Source organism: Sphingomonas echinoides, from assembly GCF_029623395.1.
Taxonomy (GTDB): Bacteria; Pseudomonadota; Alphaproteobacteria; order Sphingomonadales; family Sphingomonadaceae; genus Sphingomonas; species Sphingomonas echinoides_A.
The window spans coordinates 40,791-63,990 of the sequence record NZ_JAPYKK010000011.1; the positions used below are offsets into that span (position 1 = coordinate 40,791).

Below are 23,200 nucleotides of genomic sequence, written 5' to 3' on the forward strand. Positions count from 1 at the left end.
TTGCGGCTGGCCTGTTGCAGAAAGCCCCAAAGGTCACCGCCTCACAGACGGACCGACTGACCGCCAACATTGATCCGCGGACGTTCCGCAAGACCGTGCTGGGCCAGACCGCGATGCCGGTCGACGTCCGCTACGAGGAATGGTCGGGCAACGACCAGGAGATCTGCGACTGGGTCGTCGCGTTCGCCAGCCATGCGATCGACGGCCTCGACGAGATTTGGTTCGACACCGAAATGGCGTGGTCGGCGGCGACCGGCGTGGCCGCCAAATACAACGGCTATTTCTCGATCCCCAACCTGATCCTCGAGGGGACGCAAGCGAACGCCTTTACCTTTGCAAGCCGGAAATGGAATCGCGAGAGCGCGCGCCTGACCGGCTGCGCCTACGCGCGCTTCCGCTTCAAGGTCACCGGGAACGGCAAGAAGGCCGAGAGCCCGTTCTCAAGCGGCATTCCCAGCCGGATTACCGTGATCGGACGTGGCGCCAAGCTGTACGACCCGCGCCGCGATAGCACGGTGCCAGGCGGGTCCGGTCCGATGCGCTCGAACGATCAGTCGACGTGGCGTTACACGGCTGACGACGGCGTTGTGATCGGTGAAAACCTCCCGCTGCAGATCCTGCGCGTCATCCTCGGCTGGCGGATCCAGAACCCAGCGACCGGCGTGATGAAACTGGCGACCGGAGCGGGCGTTCCCGGGCGGCGCATCAGCTTTCCGTCGTTCCAGGTCGCGGCGAACCTTGCCGACGAGCTCGTCAACCGGGCAGCGGGCGGCAACGAGCCGCGCTACCATGGCGCTGGCGTTATCTCCGAGGGTGACGATCACAAGACCGTCCTCGATATGCTGTGCACCGCGTGCTGCGGGCGTTTCCGCGACACCGGCGGTAAGCTTTCGCTAGCGATCTCGCACAACGACCTTGCGGCCGCAGCGGTAGATGACGGCCTCAACGATGACGACGTGGTCGGCGCGTTCACTTGGGATCCCGACCCCTCGCTCGAAACCACCCCGAATGTGGTACGCGGGCGCTACGTCGATGCGACGTCGGCCTCGCTTTACCAACTGATCGACTATCCCGAAGTGCGCCTGCCGAGTCCCGACGGGCAGGACCGCTATCTCTCGCTCGACCTTGGCGTCGTCGAAAGCCCGAGCCATGCGCAGCGGGTCGCCAAGCAAGTCCTCCAACGCCGGCAATACTCACGGCAGTTCGCAGCGCCATTCGATATCCGGGCGTGGAAGTACACTGTCGGTGACGTCCTGCCATTCACCTTCGCGCCGCTCGGGTTCAAGCGCGGCGTATTCCGGGTGAAAGAGCAGGAGCTTGGCCAGGGCGGCACCTGCAACATGGTGCTGACGTTCGAGACCCCCGTATTCTATCTCTGGGACGCGGACGATTCCTTGCCGGTGCAGGGTGCCGAGCCAATCGTCTACGACAGCCGCAACAATCCGCTGATCCTCGCCATTGACGAAGCCGCTACGACCGCGTTCTGGAACGGCGTTACGGGTGACGGCAAACCTGCCGATGATGCGACCAACAGCGCGGATCCGAACAGCCCTTTCGGGCCCGGCACCGTTGGTGGCACGATCAATCAGATCAGTGAGTTTGACCGACAGATCGCCGCTGCCAAGGACCAATTGAGCACGCTTAACGGGACGACGATTCCCGCGATCAATCAGGCCGTTGCCGATGCGGGCACGCGGATCGAGACCGTCAAGAAGAACGCAGACGATGCACTATCTTCGGCTGTCGCGTTGCTCACCGACAGCGATGCGCAGATTAACCGGCGTATCGATAGTGTAGCGGCTGCGGGTGGGTACGACGACACGTCGGTGCGCGCTGAGATCAGGCGCGTCGACCAGACCGCCATCAGCCGCGATGGTACAATCGGGCAGCGGATCGACAGCGTCATCACCGACTTCAAGGCGGGCGATAACGCGGCGAATAGCCGGATCGACCAAGTGAGCACGACAGCGTCCGACGCAAAATCTGCCGTGGCCAGTTTGTCCACTAGCGTCGACACCCGGTTCACTGGCGTAAACTCGACGCTGACGAAGTACGACGGTCGCCTCACGACGCTGTCAACTGACCTGCAAGGCTATGCCAGCCGGACCGGGACGCTGGAGACGCAAGTCGGACCAGCTGACGGAAGCAAGCCTCCGCTGATGTCGCGCATCACGAGCGCCGAGAACGCGATCATAAACTTCCCGAATAATTATGCCGCAGCGTCTCGCGCATCAGCGCTTGAGGCCCAGGTCAACGGAGAAGGCACAAGCCGTCTACTGACCCGAGCCAATGAGCAGGCTACCGTCATCGCCGACGGGAAAGTTGGTCAGGTCGCCCAAACCGTCGCGACTCTTTCCGCCAGCACCAACGTCGGCGGGAACCTGCTTGCAAACAGCACCTTCGCGACAGCGGATGGCTGGGGATATTACGACGCCACCACCGGGACAACCGCCGGCGTCAATATCGGCGCCGATATCTGGCATCCCACCAACGAGCCGTCGCTCGGCATGGAGCAGTTCGGCGGGAACAGTAACCAGATCGGTCTGTGGTACTCCGATATGGTCCCGGTCGAAGTTGGAAAGTGGTACCAACTCTCGTGTTACGCATCGAGCCATCGAGCAGATTGCGGCATCGGGTTCGAGTTCTTCGACACCAACGGAACGCAAACCTCGAGCGCGACGCCGCGCCGCATCAATCGTGGAACTGCGATCAACGGCGGCAAGGATCTCACGGCATGGGACCGGCTGTCGTTCAACATCCAGGCCACCAAGCCATTCATGAAGATGGATCTGGTGAAATGGGGAACGAACGGCGGACAGGCCAACAGCTACGCTTGGTTCCTGCGACCCCAATTGATCGAGGTGGCGGGGGCGGACACCCCGCCGCAACCATATCGACCCGGCACCGGCGCGGCAAATCAGACGAAGGTTGCGGCAACGCTCGTGCAGCAAGCCGGTCTCCTGGTCGGCCTTGACGGACGTAGCGCCGTCTATTGGTCGATCACTGGCGATACAGGCGACGGCACCACGAAGGTACAGCTGTCGAAGGCGAGCGGTTCTGCCGGCCTGTTCTACGTCGAAGCGAACATGTATCTCCGCGGTAATCTGGTGCTCGAAGGGACGCTTACCTCCCTATCCTTCGACCGCTCCACGATGTCACGGGAAAGCAAGTCGGTTTGGCAGGGCAGCATCACCCCCGGCGCAGGCCAGACCATCACAGTTCCATGGAGCCTTGCTCTCTCGCCGGTGCAGCCTCTCGGACGGTTTATTTACGAGTTCACCGCAGCCGTGTCGTCGAACGCCGGTCAGCAGGTTGTTGGTCAGCAGAACGGTAAGCCGTCCTATCTCACCTATGTTGAGGATAACGGCGGGTTAAGCATTTCGGCCACGGATAATCAGGGCAACGTGTACCGCCCGCGCGCAAACGGATCGGACGCCGTTTTGGCCGCAACGGCTTTCGCCCCCAGCTTTGTCGCAACCATTCGAACCGGCGGATACGACACCGGCTGGGTGAACAACGGCGACTCCTACGAGCGCCAAGTTGCCGCTTCGTACACTGTCAGCCGGATCGATCTCAAGGTGACGTGGGTCGCCATCTAAGCCGCACTGGAGGGAAGCATGGAATATTGGATCGTTTACTCGCTCGACAATTTCGAGGAAATGTATCGAAGCCAAGGTAACGTCGGCGCAAGCGCGTACCAGCAGGTCCCGAAAGGTGCCGGACTGCTGGTAGTGCCCTTTTCCGTCATCGGGGCAAACGGGGCGATCAACATCGAGGCCCTGCGCGCTGCCATGAACGATTTCGTCGATGCGTCAGCCGAAGCGTTCTGCCTCCGCTTTCTGACCCCCGGTACGACCCAGGCAATGCGTTATCTCCGCAAGGAAACTGAGGCACGCGCGTGGCTCCTCGACAATACGACCCGCACCCCGTTTCTTGAGGCAGAAGCATCCGCCTGCGATGTCACCGTCGAGGAACTTGTCCCGGTGGTGATCCAGCGGGCAGACCAATGGGAGGTGGTCGGCGCGCTAATAGAGGGCGAGCGCATGGGTGCGAAAGCCAAGATCGCCCAAGGCGAGACGTTCGCCGATATCGTCAAGGTGGGCCGGATCGACTGGCAAGCACTCCTTGCGCCGCCCGCACCGGCGCCGGCGCCTACCGCCTAACCATGCCGCCCCGCGAGCCCGCGCTGAAGCGGTTGAGCAAGTGGATCATCCAGTTCCTGATCGCGATCGACCAGTTCGTCTATGTCCTGCTCGCGGCGCCCTACTACCTGATCTTCGGCGGCACCTGCCCTTCGGCTGACGAGACGATCAGTTCGCGCGTCGGCCGCGCGGCGATGGCGGGCGCATGGTGGGGCAAGCCCTGCGCCTGGGCGATCGATCACCTGTTCATGCTGCTCGGTTCCGCGCCGGGGCACTGCGCCCGCGCGATCGAAGCCGCCTTCCTGGGCATGGCCCCCAAATAACAGGAGCTACTGTGATGTTGCTTGCTGATGCGCTTCGCGGCGCAGCTCTTTGCGCGTGGCTGTTCTGCCTGGCTTGCCTGTCGCCAGCCGTCTGGCGGATCCTACGGAGACGCGGTCGCTACCTCGACCCGATCTGGGGTCTGGTCTTCATGCTGGCGGTCAACCGGGTCACGTTCATTGCCCGCGTGTCGTTCGAGACAAGCCACATCACCGCCATTCTGCTGGCGATCGCGATGGGCGCGGTCACCCTTTCCTTCCAACGTCATGATCGGTGATCGGATGCCCAACTATCTGGCGGGACTCCCGTTCGGCTGGGGTGCGATCTTCGCCCTCATCAATCTCGCTCTCGGCAGCGGAGTGCTAGCGGCGTGGGTCCGGAATCGGCCGAAGATGCGGGAGATCGAACGGTCCGCAGAAGAGAAGCTCCGCGACGACCTGATCGCGCGTGTTGAGAAGCTTGAGACCCGGCTCGAAGATACCCGCTCGCACTACGAGGCGAAGCTCGAGAAGCTGGCGGCCGACTACGACGTCGCGCAGCGCACGGCGCGGCACGAGTTGAACAACGTCAAGATGCGGTTCCGCGCGCTCGTCATGTTGCTCAAGCGCCTCCCGAACCCGCCCGAAATGCTGGTCGCGATCCTCGCCGATATCGAGACGATGGAAGCTGAACAGATGCACGCCGAAGCCCTCGAAAAGGGTGCGGTGTCAGCCGCCAAGATCGCCGCGACGAACCCCACCTTTTGAAAGGACCGAGATCATGACGATCAACGGCAACATCACCGTGCGCGTCGCCTGCGAGCTCGCGGGCGCCGAGGGCCTCGTGCTCGAGTGGTACCTCGACAGTGCGACGCCGCCTGTGGGCACCTGGGGCATTGGCGTAACCAACGCATCGGGACACCTCGTCGATCGGTACAAGGACAAGCCCGCGACGATCGAGCGCGTCATGCAGGTCTTCATCTGGCTCGTTCGGGTGAAGTACGGGCCCGAGGTGCTTGCCGCGTTCAAGGGACGGACGCTGACCGAGGCGCAGTTCGCCGCAGCTCTGTCGTTCCATTACAATACCGGAGCGATCGGTGGGACGGCATGGGTACCGCTCTTCCTCGCCGGCAAGGTCGCCGAGGCCCGCAAGTTCCTCGAAACGCATTACCTCAACGGCGGCGACCTCAAGGAGCGCCGGATGGACGAGGCCGCCCTGTTCTTCGACGGCAAGTGGAAGCATCTCGACGGGCTGGTCAACGTCTACCCGGTTCGCAAGCCCAGCTACCTGCCCGGCAAGCCGACGCGGGTCGACATTCGCGCCGACGTCGCGCGCGCGCTGGCCGCCCAATGAGCGTGTTCTCGAACCGCCGCGTGTCGTGGACGTCGATCGCAATCATCGTCGGGCTGCCGGTGCTGCTCGGCTTCCTCGCCTGGCTGATCTGGATCCTGTCCGATCCGGTGAAGTGGTGCAGCGTCCGAGTGGCCGACACGAAGCTCGCGACCAGTTCGATCAACGATTGCACGTCGATCGAGATGGAACTGATCAAGTGGCTCGGTTGGACGGCGGTCGGGCTGCTGGCGGTCGTCGCGATCGCGTTCCTCGTCATCGTCACCCGCGACCTGAAAGCGGGCATCGACGCGCAAGGCTGGGGCTTCAAGATCAAGACCGGGAACGACGCCGTCGAAGCAGCCGACGAGGTTGCAGGTGCGGCCGCGGACGCAGCTGCTGACATCAAGGGGAGTGTCGCATGACGGGGTTCCGCCCTTGGCTTGGTCGCAGCGCCGCGACCATCGTGTTCGCGATCGGGGTCATCGCTTTGATCGCGACCGTCATCTCAATCCGGTCCTGCGGCACGGCGCGAACCGCCAAGACCGAAACCACGCTCGCGATCGGTCAGGGGGCCGCGGCGATCGCTAGCGGAGCCGACGCGGTCGACACGGTCGGCAACTCCGCAGCCCACGCAACCGAAATCCACCAAACCGCGAAAGAGGGAACCGATGCGATTCAAGCCGCGCCTGCGGGCGATAGTAACGACGCCGCTGATCGGGCTGCTTGCCGGATGCGCATCTACCGTCATTCGCCCAAGTGCATCGCCCTGCTCGGCCCTGCTACCTGACGCGTGGGCTGCTGGCGTGGCCCCAGCTGCGCTGCCTGAGAGCGCCAAGCTCTCCGACGGGCACGACGATGCCCGCCCCTGGCAAAGCGGGTTCGTCGAGCAGACCGGCCAGCTTGAGATCGCGAACGACCGGTACAGCGCAGCGACCGGCATCGTCAGCCGCTGCGAGGCGCGCGACGCCGCGGCGGTCGGCAAGGCCCGCCCCAAGGTGCTCGGCATCTTCTGATCTGCCTCCAATTCAGGAAGGATGCCCGTGGCCAATCCACCCGATATCAAGACATTCCCACGGCGCATCGATCCGAACATGCCGCGCCGTGGCTTCTACCCGACCCTGACCCGCGGCGACGCGGTGCGCGACATTCTACAGCCCGGCGAGGAAGTGACTTCGTTCACCGTCACGCCCAACGCTGACGCAACGGCGGCCGGTTTGGTGGTGCTGACCGACGGCGACTTCACTCCGCGCTACGCCGGGCTGACGTTCGCGTTCTGGGTCGAGATCGCGAACGCCATGCGCGGCAGCTCGATCTTCAACGGCACCGGAATCGTCCTGGGCGTGGAGATCAGCTTCACCACCAATTTTCAGCAACAGGACCAGATCACGGTCGGCATTCGGGTGGCGAACAAATGACCGAAGAGACCACAGAAGCCGTTCTCGGCGGTGCCGTTCATAACGGCAAACGCGTCCGAGGGACGTTCACCTTCTACCAGGGCGAGGTCGGCGTACGCGATCGCGGGGAAGTGCAGGAGGTGTCGTTCTTCGCTTCGGCAAAGCCCTACCCCCCATTGAACGTCCAGGGCCTCGTCGACGGCAAGCTCGTCTCGGTCCTCTCGATCACCGAGCGCCACCTCGACGCCAACGGCGCCGCACCCCGGGTCGGAGAAATGCGCGTCGTGACGCTGACCGTCGCGCCCGTCCGGCCCAACTAGGAGAACGCTGTGGCTCTCGCTCCGCTATCGCAGACGCTTGTCCTCACTGCGGACGGCTCAAACTTCCCTCTTACGGACGCCGTTGTCATCCCGATCGGCGCGATCGCGCCGCCACCAACCTTCACGGTTGCCCCTTCGATCTCTCCATCGAGCGGCACGACTGCGACGACGTTCATCGCAGACGACGGAATGGTCGACGACGGCATCGTCACCGGGCGACGGTGGCTTCTCTCCGGCAACCTCATCGGGACCGGAACCACGGTCAAAGCGTCAGCGAGCGGGAGCCTCGTCCTTGAGGTCTCGGCGCTCGGAACTGGCGGTATCACCACGGTAAGGTCGGCAGCAGTCGCCGTCGCAGCGCTCCCGGCGCCTGCGTTCTCGGGCAACCCCTCTATCTCGCCGACAAGCGGCACCACGGCCTCAACGTTTACTGCAACCGATCCGACGGTCACCAATGGGACCATCATACTTCGCCAATGGCTGCTCGGCACCACGGTCCTCGGCACCGGCACGACGATCGTTCCTGGCGCCGGCAATACCGGAAGCCTCACCCGGAAGATCACGGCGCAAGCATCCGATGGATCGACGATCACGATTTCCTCGACGGCCGTCGCGGTGTCTGCGATTCCGGCTCCGACGTTCTCCGGCAAGCCGACGATTTCCCCGAACAGCGGCGATACTTCGGCAACGTTCACCGCGACCGACCCGACCATCGCGAACGGCACAATTACGGCGCGTGCATGGCTGCTTGGAACGGCGATCATCGGGACCGGAACGACGATTGTGCCTGGGGCCGGCAATTCGGGATCTCTGACACGCAGGGTCACCGGACAAGGGGCGGACGGATCGACTGTCTCGGTCACTTCCGACCCAGTCACGGTGGCCGTACCCGCGCCGACGCCGAGCAACACCTACGCCAACTCGACGCAGGTTTACGCCAACAACTCGAGCTTCTCGGCCGATTTGCTCGACGTCGAGCAGCGGCTCTTGGCGCTTGGCTTCCGCTTCACACAGTACCGGGTCGACTACGGCTCCGGTGCGAACACCGCGACGGGAGACACCGTCTACGCGGCACTGGTGAAGCTCCAAAACTGGATCGCGGCGATCGAGGGCGATCTCGCCCGACCGTTCTTCAGCGCCCCCTTCTTCAGCAAGGGCATGTTCGCCCGAGGATAAAATCCCCAACCGAAAGGTGTCCCGATGACAATTCTAAGCTCGTTCAATTCTTCAACCGATCCGGCCGACGCTATTGAGACGTTTAACGACATCTTGGCATCAATCGTAGCGTTGAAGGCCAAGGTCGCTGCGACACCTCCTATCCCGTCTTTCGGCCTGGCAACGCTGTCGCAAAACGAAGGCAACAGCGGCACTTCTTCGTTCGTGTTCCCTGTCAATCTCGACAAGGTGTGGTCGAGTGACATCTCCTATGAGGTTGTTGTAGCACCGACGGGTTCGAATCCGGCTGACGCGACCGATTTTGTCGGCGGCGTTTTTCCTCGCTTTCTGGTCACTATTCCGGCGGGCAGCACCACGACGAACGCAAACGTCTCGGTTGCGGGAGACTCGTCGATCGAACCGAACGAGAACTTCGCTGTCCGTCTCTACCGCGTCGCAGCTTCGTCGGTGGGGACAATCCTGAACGATGACACCCTCAAGACCCTGACCGCCTCGGTTACATCCGGCTTCGTCGGGACATCGCTTAATTCGACGATTAGCGGTCTTACTTCCGGGAGCACAGTCGCACTCAGCGGCGCTGGTTCGCCTGGCTTGTCGGTTCAGGGGGCGATCATCACCGGCACCCCGACCAAGGTCGGCGACGTCAACATCATCGAAACTCCCGCAGGTGGCGGCACATCGAAGACCACGAGCGGGGCCATCACAATTTCAGCAGCGTCTCAGTCCAACCGCTTCGACAGCACCGGTTGGTCTTTCGACAGTACGTCCTTCCCCTCCTTTGATATGGCGGCATAAATCATGACAGTTCAGCTTATCAGCATCGGCAACTCGGCGAATGACGGCACGGGCAGCGATCCGCGCAGCGCTGGCGTAATCATGAACGACAATACGCTGCGGCTTGACCGCCGGGCAGGCCGGGCGAACGTCCGCCCCACCCTACTGCGCGATGGAGACAGCAAGACGTCCGAGCCGTTCTATGGGTTCCAGTGGGCCAACTCTCGATTCCCTATGAACATCCGCGCTGGTCTTGCCGTAGCGGGCGGCGCGATCGGCGGAAGCGGCACAGCGGCGACGCAGAACGGGAGCATCAACAATCTCCTGTGGCCCGCGCGCCTGTCTGCGATGAAGGCCGACGTCCTCGCCCGCACCACGGCGGGCCAGATCGTCGACATGATTCTCACGATCGGCACCAATGACATGTCCGGCGTGACCGGCGCAGGGGCGCTTTCCTCGGAAACCGTGATCGCCAACATCAGTAAGTATTTCCGCGAGTTCCGGGCATCGGGTGGTCGCACGCTGTGGCTCATGAGCGTCGACCCGCGAGACACGGTGAGTGACGTCAAACTTGCGGCGTACAACGCGGCGTACAAGCTCTTCGCCGCGAGCACCGAGGGCGTGCGCTACATCGACACCACCCCGTATCTGATCGACCCGCTTGACAGCACGGGCTGTCTGGGGAGTACCGGCGCGGCACAGTTCAGTTCGATGGACAGCGTCGGGCTGCACTGCTCGTCGTACGGGACCTATCTTAAGAGCTTCGCCGTCGAGAAGGCATTCCGTTCGTTCTACGAACCCCTCGACATCATCGGAATGGACGCGGCGGACGCGCTCGACGACACCAACGCCCCCAGGGGCAACATCCTGAGCCGCACCACGGGCGGGCTTACAGGGCTGGGCCGCACCACCCGCATCGGTGGAACTGACAGCACCACGAAGAACGACACCAGCAGCGTCACAGGCACCCCGCCTCTTGGATACACCATGACGGGCACCTTGAGCGGGACCATGAATATCGCGTTTTCGCTGGTCACCTGTCCAAAGCTGAAAGCGTACATCGGAACGGGTGCTCCGGGCGACTTCACGGGCGTGGCCATCACTTTCAGCGGCACCCCGTCGGCCAACGGCGAGTTCAGTATGAGCCGGTTCGTGCTGACACCCGCTTACGGAACGACCCTGATTGAGCTGGCGACGCTGTTCGAGTGCGACAACCTGTCTGGTAACTTCGGGATCATCGTCAAGCCTCAGAATTACTCTGGCCCGGACACCAACGGATTGACCCTCGGCGGCGGCCAGGGTGCGAACGACCAGCTTCCGACACTCAACGGACTGTTCAACCCGCGCCTCATTATGGAGCCAACAACCGCGACCAACACCGGCGCTGGTCTCATAATGAGGTGGCGGGCTGGCGTCCCGATGTCGGGATCGTTGATCCTTATCGGCATCAGCATGAAGGCCGAATTGCCGCTTCCAGCCGTGCCCGCGTAAGGAATACAGCATGCTCAAGCGCATCCTCTCCGCAGCCCTTTCCCTCGCAGCCGCCCCAGCGGTTGCGCAGGACAATGCCGCCTCCGACACGCGCCAAGCCGCGCGCGGAATATCTCATCGATACACGTAATAAAAAGCGTGCGTTCGTGGATCCTGTTGCGGCCTAGTTTGGACGATATTCATGGCAAACATTGATTTCGGAACAGGTCTCAATACGCCGACGGGGGACCTATGCCCCTCAGCGATTGAGAAGCTGAATGCCCGTTTGAACCTTCTGGGCAAAGCGCGAGCTGACGGCGGCACGAACATCACGACCTATCAAAGCTCCTTCAACGGCGTCGACAACACGCCGTTGGGGGGTTTCGAGGGTTGGACGCTCGATAGCAATTCCACGGCGCAGTGGTTGTCGATTGTCGACAACGACATCGCGGTTACCGGAACGATTAATTTTCAGTCTACGTACACCCATCCGACCGGCGCTGATGATTATGAATGGGAGTTCACGGCGTATCTGGATGCCACGCCAACCGGATCGAACACGAAATACGCTTACCCCGTGTATCTCGACAAAAATAACTATATCGTAATGAACTTTGCAAACAATAACTACGTATTGCAGTCGAAAGTTTCGGGCGTGACGGCCGATATCAGAAGTTACGCGAACTTTACCTTTGCCACGGATGTTTCGATTAAGATCCGCGTGCAAGGCCTGAACTTCCGCATTTATTACAACGGGGCGGAAATCGCGGATAGCGTGGCGGCGAACGGGGGTTTAGGTTTTGCCATTCCGTCCGCATTGGCTACGCGGAGCAAGGTGGCGCTTTCGGGCGTCAACAGCTCGCCGTTGCCCGCGAAATTCATCCGCAGTATGTCCATCACCAGTATCCCTGATGACAACATGGTTGTTAGCGCATCGGTCAGCATGATCAATGCGACGCCGGGTCGTCAGCGCATTAGCATCGTGGGAGCCAAGCAAGGCAACGTGACCCAGCCACAAGCCTCTGTGGTTTCGAGCTCGAGTCAGGTCGTTCAAAACTGGGTAAATCTGACCCTCAACGGAGACGCAATCTCGGGGGATTTGCCGGAGCTTCCGCAGTCGATCGAAGGGGACAACGTCAAGATCCTGATCCGGGATAAGGTCAATCCGTCGATTACGACAACGGCTGCTCTGCGGAACGGCGTGCCGGTTCAATGGCACGCATCGAAAATTGATTTCGGCCTAAACACGACAGGTGGCCTTCACTATGGACGCGCGATGGAGTTCGTCGATTTCGCCAAGAACACTAGCGCTGGCGTAACCGATGGCGGCCCAATTTTTCACACGCCGATCTTTGCTCAACATTGCACGCTGACACCGCCGTCGGGTTCGACTCAGTACATGTCGTACGATGAAATGGGAATGGACGACGGGTGGCCGACGAAGGTTCCAGCTGGTGTTGGAGTATGGCCTGCAAATCTGAAGTTTGCTCTAAAATGTAGCCCGGGCGCATCTGGCTTCACTGACGATCAGGCTGGCGTTTACGACGTACAATTTGCTCCCGGCCTCGACTGGTTTCACAGCGGAGCATCTCACGTCGCTATCACGAACTACAACCTGGCCGCCGGCACGGCAGTGATGACCATCACAGCCAACTCCGGCAGCGGCCAATCGAGCCGCTTTATCTTCAACAGCTATAATGGAGTTGCCAACAAGTTCCCCCCGGCGGGGCAACGCGTGTTCAAGATGATCAAGCGTGGACAGGATGCCGCCAGCGCCTTCACGGCTACTACGCTCAGCAGCTGGATTGGCCTGACGTCCGCGGCAAAGACTGACAACACGACGTACCGCGGATGCTTGCGGTTCATGTCCAACGACATGATCAATCGTCCGTACAGCTCGGTTGTCAAAGAGAACTATACGCGTAAGTCGCTACCCGACAACCGCCTTGGCTTCTTAGAGCGTGGCGGTGTAATTAGCATTGTGGAAAAACTAGACGCTTGTAAGCGAATCCGCTGCAACATGTATCTCAACATTCCAGATACCGCTGATCCGTCACTTGTATTGGAAACGGCTAACTATTTAAAAAATAACATGCCCGCCGGTATGAAGGTATTCGTCGAATATTCGAACGAAATCGTATTCAACTATCAGCAAGGCTTTTTCCAAACGAACGAACTTTTGCGCCGCACGCGCGAGAACGGTTTGGCGGACGATCAGACGCGCATCCAGCTCGCACGCGATATCAAAGCGGTGGTCGCCGTGCCGTTCGCATCGGTGTTCGGCATCGACAACCCCCGCTGGAACCTGATCGTCGGCGAGCAGGCCGCAAAGTACGCCCTGAACTCTGAGGCTCAGCAAGACGCCAACGTCGCGTCGTTGCTCGACGAGGGAGATCTCTATCTGTATGCTCGTGGCATGTGCGTCGCCTGCTATGTAGGCAATGGCTACACCTATAGTGACGTGTCGCCGGATAACGGCTTTATGTCCAAAGCCTCGCGCGACAAGGCTGGTGTCGATAACGCCGGATTCCTGAACGACTATTTCGCGGCACAAAAGGTTATGAGCGCTTGGACGCGCGACAATTACTGGAATTCGTTTGCCAACGCGCTTGCTCGGTATGCGGTGAAAAAAGGGTTCGCTGTCGGGCGATACATGCCCGTGGCCTACGAATATTCGTGGCAGCACAGCAACATGTCGACTAGCAACAAGGTCAGCGCGACCGGGTATATCAGCGGCAACACGCTCACCATCACGGCCAACAACAACGGCCCGATCCGCGCCGGTGACGTTCTCACCAAATCGGACATTATTGCGGGAACGAAGGTTCTCGCGCAGCTCACCCAGGATGCCGGGGCCGCGCCAGGCAAGGCGGGCACATATTCGGTCGATACAACCCACGCGACCGCGACAACCTCGGGTACGATTACCAGCACGACCAATCTGTATGCGTCAGCGGCCGGAACGCTGCTGGGGCAGGCTCTCCGCGACCCGCGTGCAGGGGAAGCGCAAAACTACCAGGACTCTTGGATTAGGAACACCGGGGGCATAGCGTGCCACTTCGACCACATCGGCGGAACCGGCACGCTCTACAACATCACGAGCGGTTCCTATTGGGGATATGCCGACTACATAGGCCGCGAGGCATTGGATGAGCCTTACATTTCGACCAATCGCGATATGATCGCCAACGGTTGGAGTTAGAAGCGTTGGAAAATGGCCCCGCCTTTAAGTGGACGGCGCCATTGCCTCAGGCGAAAATCCGGAGCCTCGGGAAAAGCGGGACGCGACCCAATTTCGAGACCGCCTATGCATAGGCTGCTCGACCCAACGATAGCTGATCGCGGCGCATGAAATCGTAATCGCCAGCACCAAAATCGACATCGCGTCCCCGAACAACGCTGAGCCGCCGATTTCGTTGTGTCCCTTTACAGAGGTAACGAGCGGTTGATGGAGCACTCGTCCGACACCCGACAAAAGATTGACGAAGCGCAGTTCGATGAAACCGTGAATCATGTAGATTGAGTAAGACAGACCCCCGAGAATTAAGAACGGCTTCTGCATCAGAATGCGACTGACCCCGCCTGCCTGTTGAGCAAACAGGAGGATCACGACCAGAAGAAGCGGGGGGATCGCGAGTGAGTACACGCTTGGCCCCGCAAAAATCACTGCTGCGATCACGATCCCGACTGCCGTGATTTCGCTGAACGTCCACAGACCTTTCACCACCGTGCGATCGCCCAATGTCGCAACACGGCTCTGCACGGTGTGGGCAATGACGCCGAGCGAGAATCCATACAGGCACCGAGCAAGCGCCCCGTTGTGAAAGACCTCCAGGTAGCGGTCCGTCAGAAACGCGAGATAGATGCAGCTTCCAGCGGCCACCAGTAAGCAGATCGGCACTAACCAACGCCCGGCAGTCCGGAAGACGAAAGCGAACACCAGATACGTCCAAAATTCTGCGGCAATGCTCCATGCGGGAGCGTTCCAACTACCGTTATCGGGGCCAACGAAGATCTGCACGAGAAACAAATTCGCGACCAGCAGAGGAACGCTGTAAATGTCGGTAAACGAAGGTCGACCGGCGCTGTGCGGCATCGCGACTGCAAAGACAATTTCGAAAACCAGAAACAATGCCAGCACGGCAAGGTGCAAAGGGTAGATTCTGCCAAGCCGAAGCAGCATGAATGCCGTAGGGCTGTACCCGCGCGACAGCCGCCCCCCATAGCTCGCAGCTATAACAAAGCCGCTCAGTACGAAGAAAAAGTCGACGAACAAAAAGCCGTTCTGAACGAAGCCGCTGTTCGTGAGCATCCCTTGCGTGTTCAGGTGATAAAAGACGATGACACAGGCACAAATTCCCCTGAGGCTGTCCAAAACCTCATAGCGATGCGTCGTACTTTTGACGGTTATCTGCAAAGCCCACCCCCCTCGAATATGGTCTATGCCGCTCCTGGCTTTAATCGCCTGGCTCGGAAGAGTTCCTACATCAAGAGAAACGTCTCAGATAGCTCAACTTTTTAATTGTCTTTCTAGGGAATCGACGACTGCAACTGCCGCATGATCCCGTTGAGCGCGGCGTTAGTGCTTTGGAAGCGGCCGATCTCGTTATCGCCTGAAGAGCCGTCCCAGAACGCCACCAGCGGCCAACGCTCGGGGCAATGCGGCATCAGCACGCGGAGGGCGAGCCGGACCGCGATTGTGTCGACCCGCTGCTCCGGGCTCGCTGCTACAGCCGCGCGGAGGATCTGCACGGCAAGATCGATCGTGATTCGCTGGCGGCGGTGCATCCTGCTATGGAACGTAACAGGAACACGATAGCAAGGGATTCGCGATGGCGCGCTGCCGCCTATGCATGAGCAACGACGAAGATGCTGTGGTCGAGCACCTGGCGGAAACGATGTGGGATAGCCGGCAGGATCACTTTGAGGTGCGCACGCCGTGGAGTGAGGCTGGCGGGACGTGGCAGGCTGCGTTTCGGGAGATGGCTAAGGCAGCTGTGCAGGCTCTGCGTGCGGCCAACTACCATGCGTGACTTGCAACGATATGAAGTAATAAGAGGGTGGCCAAATAAAGGGAAGCCGGAATGAAATGGATTTTGGGTGCGGTCTTATCTCTGGTGGCGACGCCGAGCTATGCCATAGAGTCGTTCGATGGAGACCAGATCTATACCATCCCGATGCCAGCCACGACACCAGGAGCACGGGTATATGTGGCTACAACTGCGAGCGTTAGATATACCTTGAGCGGGTCGCTTACGATCCTCACGGATGACGGTGAGCGCGGAATACAACCTCTCGTAAATATCGCTTTAATGGGGATTTATGGGGGGCAGGCTTTCACGGTCGCCGGGGGTATTTCTCCCTTTTACTTCCCGTCGGGAATGGACGGTCAAACAGTAGACTTTTCCATTGATTACGACTTTAGTTTTAGCCCGCTTTTTGAGACAGACGGCATTCAGCGTGACCTCCGAGTGATATCCAGTGCGACGGTTGCGCCAGCGAGCTTAGGGGCTTTCAATGTTGCCGTGAATTCTTTCAACTTGGCATTCACCTCAGGCGAATTCGCCATCAATTATGTTGAAGAGGTGCTGCCGGTTCCAGGAGTTCCCGAGCCTGGCACCTGGAGCATGATGATCGCCGGCTTCGGCATGATGGGTGCGGGCTTGCGCTATCGCCGCCGCAGCTCGACTGTCGCTTTCGCATAATCCCGTTTCGCTCTGAAAATGCCGTCAATGAAAATTGGCGGCATTTTCTGGGGCGTCGACCACACGATTTCGCTACGGCTGGGCGAGCTTACGGTCATCAATATCGATATTCATTCCCAGCCATCCTACGATTAAACCATCACCGTTGCGCAATGGTACCGCATGCACCTGCATCCAGCGGTACGCACCGTCCCACCGTCTGAGCCGATATTGTGCCTCAACCGACTGCTGATCGTGGACGGTCTCACGCCACTTGCGCATCGTGGCGATCCGGTCATCGGGGTGGATAGCAGTCGCCCAACCATATCCTTTCCAATCGTCGTAGCTCTGGCCCGTATAAGCCCGCCAGCTCACACTATCGGTTTCGATCAGGCCGTCCGGCGCGCTTTCCCAAGAGGCAACCGCGATCCCGTCTATCAATAGCCGAGCTCGTTCTTCGGCATTGTTCCAGGCGGAGTTGTCGGCGGGGAATGGATCCGCTGCACTTTGCGCTCGACGACCGGCGGAGCGGACGCCCAGTTCGCGTGCATCTCGTCGTTCGGCCTTTTTCTGGCTAAGCGCAGTATCCGCAGCGACCAAAAGCGCGTCCAGAGTCTGAACGGACGACGCGTGACGACTGGACCCGATGCTCGCCCCCACCTCGATCGAACGTCCATTCAAGATGTACGGTGCGTTCAAGGATCGTTCGATCCGCATCCTTTGCTCGTCGACATCTTGGTCACCGGCGGTGTCGAACTGCGCCAGTACAAATTCGTCGCCTCCAATCCGAACGACAACATCGCCGGCGGCCCCACACCCCAACAATCGATCAGCAACGAGGCACAAGAGACGGTCCCCCGCCTGATGCCCGAACTGATCATTGACGGGTTTGAACTTGTCTAAATCGACGTAATGGAGGGCGATCCGCCCTAGTCGCTCGTTCCGACTGCTGGACTCGAACGCCTGGACGAGCGCGAGACGGTTGCCGAGTCCGGTCAGAGGATCGGTGCGCGCTTGTCGGGCGAGAACTTGTCGCGTTGTGGTCTTGGTACGCTGTGACCGGTAGCGCTGGCGAGCGCTGCGTATGCCCCCCATGAGAAGAGCGAGCAGACACACCGAAGTTAGAGAGGCGTTTACGTTTTCGCGCATCAATAAGATGTATGTCGGGGGGATGACCGAAAGCATCAGGCTCCAGCCGACAATGGACGGCCGCATGGCGACGGTGGATGCAGCACCAGCGGCATAGCCAACCACCAGGATACCAATCGGCATCTGCCATTCTGCGGGCGGAAGCATATAGGCTCGAGCGGCAAAGGCACCAAAGACCGCTGCGAACCCACAATAACTCATCGCGAACTGCAGTTCGAACCGCCGCGCTCTAATCGGCGACATTTGTGCCTGGTCACAAAGCTTTCGCCCGGCGAACAGAACACCGAGACGCGCCGCGCTCATTACGCCGCCGGTTACAACGAGCGCTGCCAGCGTGCGATCGGGCGCGGCCCGCACGCTGGCAGCGCCGACCAGTAGAAACAGGACGGTCATGATCACCGCGGGCATTCGCGTCCCGCACATGCTCGAAACGAGTTCTACATACGTCCCTTCAGGCAGGTCGCGAAACGATGGGCGATCGGTGGTTCTCACGGTATCTATCGTATGTGAGAAAGATGAAGGGTTTATCCTCGTCTGACCTGGCTGTACCGGTTGGTACGCATGCGGCATGAAGGACTGTCAGATCTCGACCGGCATATGGGGCATTCGGAAAGGATCGGCTCGCAGCAACGCAAGGATCGTTCGGCGCTTGCCGTCAGAATCGGTGCGAGACGCCAGCATAGACCGCGACATCGGGCGCGCTTTTGTTCAGGCCAACGTTGGTACCTAGGTCCATCTGCATGTTGCGGTTTGGCTGCCAAGAAACAGCAACGCTGCCTAGCGCTGGCGTACCGCGGACTTGCGGATCAGGATCATCATCGCGCGTAACCTGCGCACTGAGATCAGCTTTAACGGCCTCACTCAGCGAGTATTCTACCTCCAACGCGCTTCCGTAGAGGGAATGACGACCTCGACCGTCGTCGTTGACCGCAGCAGCCACAATTGGGGTAGCCTGCAGCGAGATCTTGTCTGAGGTACGGTAGGTAACCGGAAGCTGAAACGAGACGCCCCAATCCCCGGCGCCAATTGGTAGCCGCCCGATTGGTAAGATCGCAGTAGCCAAGGCTGACATCGCTAGTCCGGTATCACCCTTACGTTCTATGATTGACGTCTTGACGCCGACGGTCGCGTCGCCAATGCGACCGGCGCGCTCGACGCTACCGTCCGCGTGTCGATCTCGCGCAAACCCGTATGGTGTCCAGCCGAAGCGAAGTTCGGTTTTCCCCCCAATGCCATAACGAACAGAGGTATCGCCGCTTAGGAACGTATCGGTGCGCTCGCCGTCACCCTGCTCCAGCGTCCAGCTGGCGAGCCCCGTTTCGGTCTGGAGGCGGCCGGCCGCGGTGATACAGGCGGTAGTCGTTAGCCCTGGGCGTTCACTGCAGAGCCGGTCCGCATTGCTGTCCTCAGCCTCAGCCCTCACGGCGATGCATGCCACGCTGCAGGCTAGTATCTCTTTAAACCAACGCATCTCTTCCCCCTGAACTGCTTGGGGCACTCACTATCGAACGATCGGCTCCCGTAAAGCGTCACTTTCAAACCGGACTATGGTAAACGAACGCTGAGCAAGATCGCTGGAGCCATACAACGTTGGCGTGTACCGTGCTTCCAGTCAGGTAGGGATAAGATGGCGTGATTTTCAAATCCAATCGCGAAAATGCTGAGCTCGCCCAGGCTGCGGCGAATTCGGCCACACTCGAAAACGTTCGTCTCCGTGAACAGCGATCTGCAGCCGCATATGCTGCGCTGGCGACGCGGGACGAGCGCATTGCGGCAAAGGCTGCGGAACGATCAACCGAGGTACATGTCGAAGGAGAGTGATGACCATTGGTCCCGGGCTGCTCTCGATGTGTATCCGCGCAGTCCCGACCGCGCTACCTAGGAGACGTGTGTCCGATCGGATGCGGCGGGAGTGTTTACGAGCAGCAGTGCATCAGAAGGCAGGGGCGAACTGCACGTGCGTCACGGACGACCATTGCCTGTCATGACCTCCAGCTTTTGTATAATGGCGTCTTGATCGGCGAGCGCCTTTCGGATCGTCGCCATCATTGCGAGGGCTGAAAGCCTGTATTCAGGCCACCGAACTCCAACGTCAGCGTGCGTCCACTTCCATTGAAACGCCGTGTAGTCCGTACCTAGTTTTATGCATTCCGCCTTCAGTTGCTGACCGATTTTTTGCCGGGGACCGCCCTGCTGGATTATGGGGTCAAGAAGGGCTTGGTGTTTGAAAACTTGGAACTCCTGCATCCGCTTCGACAATTCCTGCCGAAATTGCAGAAGGGCATCCCAAGCTTCTTTGTGACCGAGATTCAACCACGGCCGCGCACGGTCTAACGTCCTGGTCACACCGTCTCTATGATCTCTGTATTCACGGACGGCATTAGAAATTGACATTGCATTTCACTCGCGTGCGACTGCGACATCTAGCGATCGCAGGTGATACTGATCGATCTTATAATTCGTTTGATCGTAGGTGTGGTACCGTAAAATACCTAACAAAACCAAGATGACCGCCGCGAAAGCGCTTTCCTACAAGATCGTCTCTTTGCTCCACGGTTGCGTATGCGCCACAAGCGTTCAAACACGCTGGCAGGCAAGATGCCGTCGACGGCCGTCCGCCCGATTTCACCCCCTGCCCTATATATTGGCGGCAGGCGCAATCTCTCACCCCGGCTCTGCACCCTGATCGATGCGACACCACAAGACATCTAAATCGAGCCGTTCGTCAGTATCAGAAAGGTGCTCCTTGTTTGGTTTTGTTGGTGCGAGGAACCAGTTGTAAGAAGCGTTAAGCGCTTTAAGATGTTACTAACGTTCTCGCTTTACATGCAGGACGATGACCTTTGCCAGCGCCTTGAGCGATGCGTCCGAAGCAGCGCGCCTGACCGCGCTTTGGAGCATGGCGATCCTCGACACGCCCGCGCAACGCGATTTCGACGAAGTCACGCGCTTGGCGGCACTCGCGCTTGGCGGCGAGAGCGCAGCAGTCAGCCTCGTCGATGACCGTCGTGCTTGGTTCAAATCTCGCATCTGCATGCCGGCGACGGAGGCGCCGCGAGAGCATGCCTTCTGTACTCTCGCACTGGACGGCGTTGAGCCGGTAGTCATTCTAGATACGCACGCGGACATACGATGCATCGGGAACCCGCTGACACTCGGACCCGACGGCTATCGGTTCTACGCAGGTGCCCCGATCATTACCCGCGACGGGCATTGCCTGGGTACGCTGTGTGTTCTTGATCGGCTGCCCCGCGACGAGGTCCCGCCCAATCAACTCCGTGCGCTAGCGGATCTCGCCGGGATCGTCGTGGGACTGATCGAGGCGAGACGGTATCGTCAGATCGGAGAGGTCGCCTCGCAGATTGTGGACGTTACCTCAGATGCCATCCTGTGCGTCGATGGCGGAGGCACAATCACATTCTGGAACAGAGCGGCTGAGCAGATGTTCGGCTATTCCTGCGGGCAGGCAATCGGCAGCACGCTCGATATCATCCTTCCACCGGCCCATGCGGACGCTCATCATGGTGGCTTCAGGCGGGCTTCCGCAGGCGGGCGGACCACTCTCGTTGGGAAATCGGTCGAGCTGACCGCCAAGCGCTCCGACGGTTCGGAATTTCCGATCGAACTCTCGTTGGCGCGCTGGCGATCCACTGAAGGCGCGTACAACTTCGCGGGAATTATCCGCGATGCTTCCGCTCGCAAAATGCTTGAGCGGGAGCGGCAGCAGGCGAAGGCTTTTCTCGATACGGTTGTCGATCATCTGCCCGCCATGCTGTTCGTCAAGGACGCCGACACTAGGCAATACTTGCTGGTCAATCGCGCCGGTGAGGAACTGACCGGTTGGTCTAGGGACCACATCGTTGGAAAGACCGACCCCGAGCTTTTTGCGCACGGAGCAACCTATGAGCGGCGCGACGACGCGGCGGTCGCGGGCGAAGGCCTTTACGTATCCGAAAGCGAATTCGTGCGGCCTGACAAAGCCCCAGTAACCTTGCGCACCAAACGGCTCGTTGTTGACGGCCCAAGTCGCCAGCGCGAGTATATCGTCGGCATGTCCGAGGATGTGACGGAGACCCGCAAGGCGCAAGCAGAGGTCCAGCGATTGGCGCATTACGATTCGCTCAGTGGCCTTCGCAATCGCGCGTCGTTCGTAGACGAACTGGATAGGTTGATTGCGGCCGAAGCGCCTTTCGCGCTCGTCAGCATCGATCTCGACCGGTTCAAGGCCGTGAACGATCAATTCGGCCATCTGGCTGGCGACGCGGTGCTTGCGCAGATCGGCGACCGCTTGCGTGCGGTCGCAACGGCCACCACGATCCAGGCGCGCGTTGGCGGTGACGAGTTTGCGGTCATCGTAGCCGGCGCAGCAGCTGTGGAACAGGCACGGCAGCTTGCGGCGACGATCGCTATTAGGCTGGCATCCCCGATCGTTACCCCTTGGGCAACCGTCCAGCTAGGAAGCAGTGTCGGCATCGCACTGTTCCCGGAAGACGCCACGACGACTGAAGAATTGCGACAGCACGCCGACCTTGCTTTGTATCGAGCAAAACAAGAGGGACGCGGGATCGTATGCTTCTTCAGCGCTGATATGGACCGGGCTGCGCGGGATCGACGGGAGTTGGAGCGAGATTTGTCCGTTGCCCTCGACCAGCACGATATAACGCTCGCCTACCAGCCAGTCTTCTCTGCAGATACCGGGCAGATTACGAGTGCCGAAGCGTTGGCCCGCTGGCATCATCCGGTTCGCGGACCGATCCCACCGGACCTGTTCATTTCGATCGCAGAGGAAAGCGGGCTGATCAGGCAACTAGGGGCGCGGATCCTCTGCCTGGCCTGCGAGGAAGCGATGACGTGGCCGCACCATATCAAGGTCGCGGTGAATATCTCTCCTATGCAGATCCACGCAGGTGATCTTTGCCAGGTTGTTCGCCACATTCTAGGCAGTACCGGCCTCGCCCCGGATCGTCTTCAGTTAGAGGTAACTGAGGGCCTATTCCTACGCGACGTCGACCACACATTCCGCGAGCTTGCGCAACTGCGCGCTCTCGGCATTCAGGTTCTGATGGACGATTTCGGCGTTGGCTATTCATCCCTCAGCTATTTCGAACGGTTTCGGTTCGACAAGGTGAAGATTGACCAAAGCTTCGTGCGGCAAATGCTTTCTTCCCAGGCTTCATCTGCCATCATTCAGGCCGTTGTCGGGCTCGGTCGAAAGCTTGGTATGGGCGTGGTAGCGGAGGGGGTCGAAACTGCTGAGCAGATGTCAGCCCTCATCGAAGCTGGGTGCACCCATTTGCAGGGCTATCTGTTGAGTAAGCCGCTTCGAAGCGAAGAGATCAAGGCATGTATTGTAAACGATGATCGAATTTTAGCGGTTGCTTCAACGGACGGTCTACAGGCGAAAGCCGCATAGGCCCGGCGGCGGAGCTCAACGGTATTTCTTCGCCTACATGGGTAGC

The 23,200-nt window shown here is 60.0% G+C and carries 24 protein-coding genes; 19 read left to right on the forward strand and 5 right to left on the reverse strand.

Going from position 1 to position 23,200, the window contains the following annotated elements:
• Window positions 1-113 precede the first annotated feature (113 nt).
• From QBJ92_RS08815 to QBJ92_RS08885, 15 genes are all read left to right on the forward strand, one after another.
• The gene (locus tag QBJ92_RS08815) at window positions 114-3,599 is read left to right on the forward strand and encodes a hypothetical protein (RefSeq protein WP_277969314.1); all 3,486 of its coding nucleotides are present in this window, start codon (window positions 114-116) and stop codon (window positions 3,597-3,599) included.
• A gap of 18 nt (window positions 3,600-3,617) precedes the next feature.
• Window positions 3,618-4,163 carry a hypothetical protein gene (locus QBJ92_RS08820; RefSeq protein WP_277969315.1) on the forward strand — a complete coding sequence of 182 codons (546 nt, stop codon included), beginning with the start codon at window positions 3,618-3,620 and terminating at the stop codon, window positions 4,161-4,163.
• A 2-nt stretch (window positions 4,164-4,165) separates the two neighbouring features.
• Window positions 4,166-4,465 carry a hypothetical protein gene (locus QBJ92_RS08825; protein ID WP_277969316.1) on the forward strand — a complete coding sequence of 100 codons (300 nt, stop codon included), beginning with the start codon at window positions 4,166-4,168 and terminating at the stop codon, window positions 4,463-4,465.
• A 14-nt stretch (window positions 4,466-4,479) separates the two neighbouring features.
• Window positions 4,480-4,740, forward strand: a complete 261-nt coding sequence (locus QBJ92_RS08830) for a hypothetical protein (RefSeq protein WP_277969317.1) — start codon at window positions 4,480-4,482, stop codon at window positions 4,738-4,740.
• Between the two features lie 4 nt (window positions 4,741-4,744).
• The gene (locus tag QBJ92_RS08835) at window positions 4,745-5,209 is read left to right on the forward strand and encodes a hypothetical protein (RefSeq protein ID WP_277969318.1); all 465 of its coding nucleotides are present in this window, start codon (window positions 4,745-4,747) and stop codon (window positions 5,207-5,209) included.
• Window positions 5,210-5,222: 13 nt separating this feature from the next.
• Window positions 5,223-5,795 (forward strand): lysozyme, encoded by a 573-nt coding sequence (locus QBJ92_RS08840; RefSeq protein ID WP_277969319.1) that lies wholly within the window; start codon window positions 5,223-5,225, stop codon window positions 5,793-5,795.
• Window positions 5,792-6,196: a hypothetical protein gene (locus tag QBJ92_RS08845; protein ID WP_277969320.1), complete on the forward strand. Its 405-nt coding sequence runs from the start codon at window positions 5,792-5,794 to the stop codon at window positions 6,194-6,196. The genes QBJ92_RS08840 and QBJ92_RS08845 overlap by 4 nt, the downstream gene beginning before the upstream one ends.
• Window positions 6,193-6,561: a hypothetical protein gene (locus QBJ92_RS08850; RefSeq protein WP_277969321.1), complete on the forward strand. Its 369-nt coding sequence runs from the start codon at window positions 6,193-6,195 to the stop codon at window positions 6,559-6,561. The genes QBJ92_RS08845 and QBJ92_RS08850 overlap by 4 nt, the downstream gene beginning before the upstream one ends.
• Window positions 6,562-6,577: 16 nt before the next feature.
• On the forward strand, window positions 6,578-6,787 hold the full coding sequence (locus QBJ92_RS08855; RefSeq protein ID WP_277969322.1) for a hypothetical protein: 210 nt from the start codon (window positions 6,578-6,580) through the stop codon (window positions 6,785-6,787).
• Between the two features lie 27 nt (window positions 6,788-6,814).
• Entirely contained in the window at window positions 6,815-7,189 is a 375-nt protein-coding gene (locus tag QBJ92_RS08860) for a hypothetical protein (protein WP_277969323.1), read from the forward strand.
• Window positions 7,186-7,488, forward strand: coding sequence for a hypothetical protein (locus QBJ92_RS08865; RefSeq protein ID WP_277969324.1), 303 nt, complete (start codon window positions 7,186-7,188; stop codon window positions 7,486-7,488). The genes QBJ92_RS08860 and QBJ92_RS08865 overlap by 4 nt, the downstream gene beginning before the upstream one ends.
• 9 nt (window positions 7,489-7,497) lie before the next feature.
• The gene (locus QBJ92_RS08870; protein WP_277969325.1) at window positions 7,498-8,664 is read left to right on the forward strand and encodes a hypothetical protein; all 1,167 of its coding nucleotides are present in this window, start codon (window positions 7,498-7,500) and stop codon (window positions 8,662-8,664) included.
• 24 nt (window positions 8,665-8,688) lie between these two features.
• Complete coding sequence (locus QBJ92_RS08875) at window positions 8,689-9,459, forward strand: hypothetical protein (protein WP_277969326.1); 771 nt, start codon at window positions 8,689-8,691, stop codon at window positions 9,457-9,459.
• A gap of 3 nt (window positions 9,460-9,462) precedes the next feature.
• Window positions 9,463-10,929 (forward strand): SGNH/GDSL hydrolase family protein, encoded by a 1,467-nt coding sequence (locus QBJ92_RS08880; protein ID WP_277969327.1) that lies wholly within the window; start codon window positions 9,463-9,465, stop codon window positions 10,927-10,929.
• A gap of 181 nt (window positions 10,930-11,110) precedes the next feature.
• On the forward strand, window positions 11,111-14,110 hold the full coding sequence (locus tag QBJ92_RS08885; protein ID WP_277969328.1) for a hypothetical protein: 3,000 nt from the start codon (window positions 11,111-11,113) through the stop codon (window positions 14,108-14,110).
• 24 nt (window positions 14,111-14,134) lie between these two features.
• Here the strand turns inward: QBJ92_RS08885 and QBJ92_RS08890 are convergent, their stop codons facing one another.
• Entirely contained in the window at window positions 14,135-15,325 is a 1,191-nt protein-coding gene (locus tag QBJ92_RS08890; protein WP_277969329.1) for an acyltransferase family protein, read from the reverse strand.
• Window positions 15,326-15,438: 113 nt separating this feature from the next.
• On the reverse strand, window positions 15,439-15,696 hold the full coding sequence (locus tag QBJ92_RS08895) for a hypothetical protein (RefSeq protein WP_277969330.1): 258 nt from the start codon (window positions 15,694-15,696) through the stop codon (window positions 15,439-15,441).
• Between the two features lie 65 nt (window positions 15,697-15,761).
• Between QBJ92_RS08895 and QBJ92_RS08900 the strand changes: the two genes are divergently transcribed.
• Together QBJ92_RS08900 and QBJ92_RS08905 are read left to right on the forward strand one after the other, a co-directional pair.
• Window positions 15,762-15,941, forward strand: a complete 180-nt coding sequence (locus tag QBJ92_RS08900; protein WP_277969331.1) for a hypothetical protein — start codon at window positions 15,762-15,764, stop codon at window positions 15,939-15,941.
• A 51-nt stretch (window positions 15,942-15,992) separates the two neighbouring features.
• A complete protein-coding gene (locus QBJ92_RS08905) occupies window positions 15,993-16,613 on the forward strand; it encodes a PEPxxWA-CTERM sorting domain-containing protein (protein WP_277969332.1) in 621 nt (206 codons plus the stop codon).
• 72 nt (window positions 16,614-16,685) lie between these two features.
• On the opposite strand, the gene QBJ92_RS08910 is transcribed toward QBJ92_RS08905, so the two are convergent.
• Window positions 16,686-18,233: a diguanylate cyclase domain-containing protein gene (locus QBJ92_RS08910; protein WP_277969333.1), complete on the reverse strand. Its 1,548-nt coding sequence runs from the start codon at window positions 18,231-18,233 to the stop codon at window positions 16,686-16,688.
• 163 nt (window positions 18,234-18,396) lie between these two features.
• Entirely contained in the window at window positions 18,397-19,212 is an 816-nt protein-coding gene (locus QBJ92_RS08915) for a transporter (RefSeq protein WP_277969334.1), read from the reverse strand.
• A gap of 161 nt (window positions 19,213-19,373) precedes the next feature.
• On the opposite strand from QBJ92_RS08915, the gene QBJ92_RS08920 reads away from it, so the two are divergent.
• Complete coding sequence (locus QBJ92_RS08920; protein WP_277969335.1) at window positions 19,374-19,562, forward strand: hypothetical protein; 189 nt, start codon at window positions 19,374-19,376, stop codon at window positions 19,560-19,562.
• Window positions 19,563-19,703: 141 nt separating this feature from the next.
• Here QBJ92_RS08920 and QBJ92_RS08925 read toward each other — a convergent pair whose 3' ends face one another.
• Window positions 19,704-20,087, reverse strand: a complete 384-nt coding sequence (locus QBJ92_RS08925) for a hypothetical protein (RefSeq protein ID WP_277969336.1) — start codon at window positions 20,085-20,087, stop codon at window positions 19,704-19,706.
• A gap of 490 nt (window positions 20,088-20,577) precedes the next feature.
• Here QBJ92_RS08925 and QBJ92_RS08930 point away from each other — a divergent pair, with 490 nt between their 5' ends.
• The gene (locus QBJ92_RS08930) at window positions 20,578-23,154 is read left to right on the forward strand and encodes a sensor domain-containing phosphodiesterase (protein ID WP_277969337.1); all 2,577 of its coding nucleotides are present in this window, start codon (window positions 20,578-20,580) and stop codon (window positions 23,152-23,154) included.
• Window positions 23,155-23,200 lie beyond the last annotated feature (46 nt).

Coding starts and splice junctions, on each gene's coding strand:
- QBJ92_RS08815 (WP_277969314.1), top strand. CDS start 114: ATGCCGGTCGACGTCCGCTACGAGGAATGGTCGGGCAACGACCAGGAG.
- QBJ92_RS08820 (WP_277969315.1), top strand. CDS start 3,618: ATGGAATATTGGATCGTTTACTCGCTCGACAATTTCGAGGAAATGTAT.
- QBJ92_RS08825 (WP_277969316.1), top strand. CDS start 4,166: ATGCCGCCCCGCGAGCCCGCGCTGAAGCGGTTGAGCAAGTGGATCATC.
- QBJ92_RS08830 (WP_277969317.1), top strand. CDS start 4,480: ATGTTGCTTGCTGATGCGCTTCGCGGCGCAGCTCTTTGCGCGTGGCTG.
- QBJ92_RS08835 (WP_277969318.1), top strand. CDS start 4,745: ATGCCCAACTATCTGGCGGGACTCCCGTTCGGCTGGGGTGCGATCTTC.
- QBJ92_RS08840 (WP_277969319.1), top strand. CDS start 5,223: ATGACGATCAACGGCAACATCACCGTGCGCGTCGCCTGCGAGCTCGCG.
- QBJ92_RS08845 (WP_277969320.1), top strand. CDS start 5,792: ATGAGCGTGTTCTCGAACCGCCGCGTGTCGTGGACGTCGATCGCAATC.
- QBJ92_RS08850 (WP_277969321.1), top strand. CDS start 6,193: ATGACGGGGTTCCGCCCTTGGCTTGGTCGCAGCGCCGCGACCATCGTG.
- QBJ92_RS08865 (WP_277969324.1), top strand. CDS start 7,186: ATGACCGAAGAGACCACAGAAGCCGTTCTCGGCGGTGCCGTTCATAAC.
- QBJ92_RS08875 (WP_277969326.1), top strand. CDS start 8,689: ATGACAATTCTAAGCTCGTTCAATTCTTCAACCGATCCGGCCGACGCT.
- QBJ92_RS08880 (WP_277969327.1), top strand. CDS start 9,463: ATGACAGTTCAGCTTATCAGCATCGGCAACTCGGCGAATGACGGCACG.
- QBJ92_RS08885 (WP_277969328.1), top strand. CDS start 11,111: ATGGCAAACATTGATTTCGGAACAGGTCTCAATACGCCGACGGGGGAC.
- QBJ92_RS08895 (WP_277969330.1), bottom strand. CDS start 15,696: ATGCACCGCCGCCAGCGAATCACGATCGATCTTGCCGTGCAGATCCTC.
- QBJ92_RS08900 (WP_277969331.1), top strand. CDS start 15,762: ATGAGCAACGACGAAGATGCTGTGGTCGAGCACCTGGCGGAAACGATG.
- QBJ92_RS08905 (WP_277969332.1), top strand. CDS start 15,993: ATGAAATGGATTTTGGGTGCGGTCTTATCTCTGGTGGCGACGCCGAGC.
- QBJ92_RS08915 (WP_277969334.1), bottom strand. CDS start 19,212: ATGCGTTGGTTTAAAGAGATACTAGCCTGCAGCGTGGCATGCATCGCC.
- QBJ92_RS08930 (WP_277969337.1), top strand. CDS start 20,578: ATGACCTTTGCCAGCGCCTTGAGCGATGCGTCCGAAGCAGCGCGCCTG.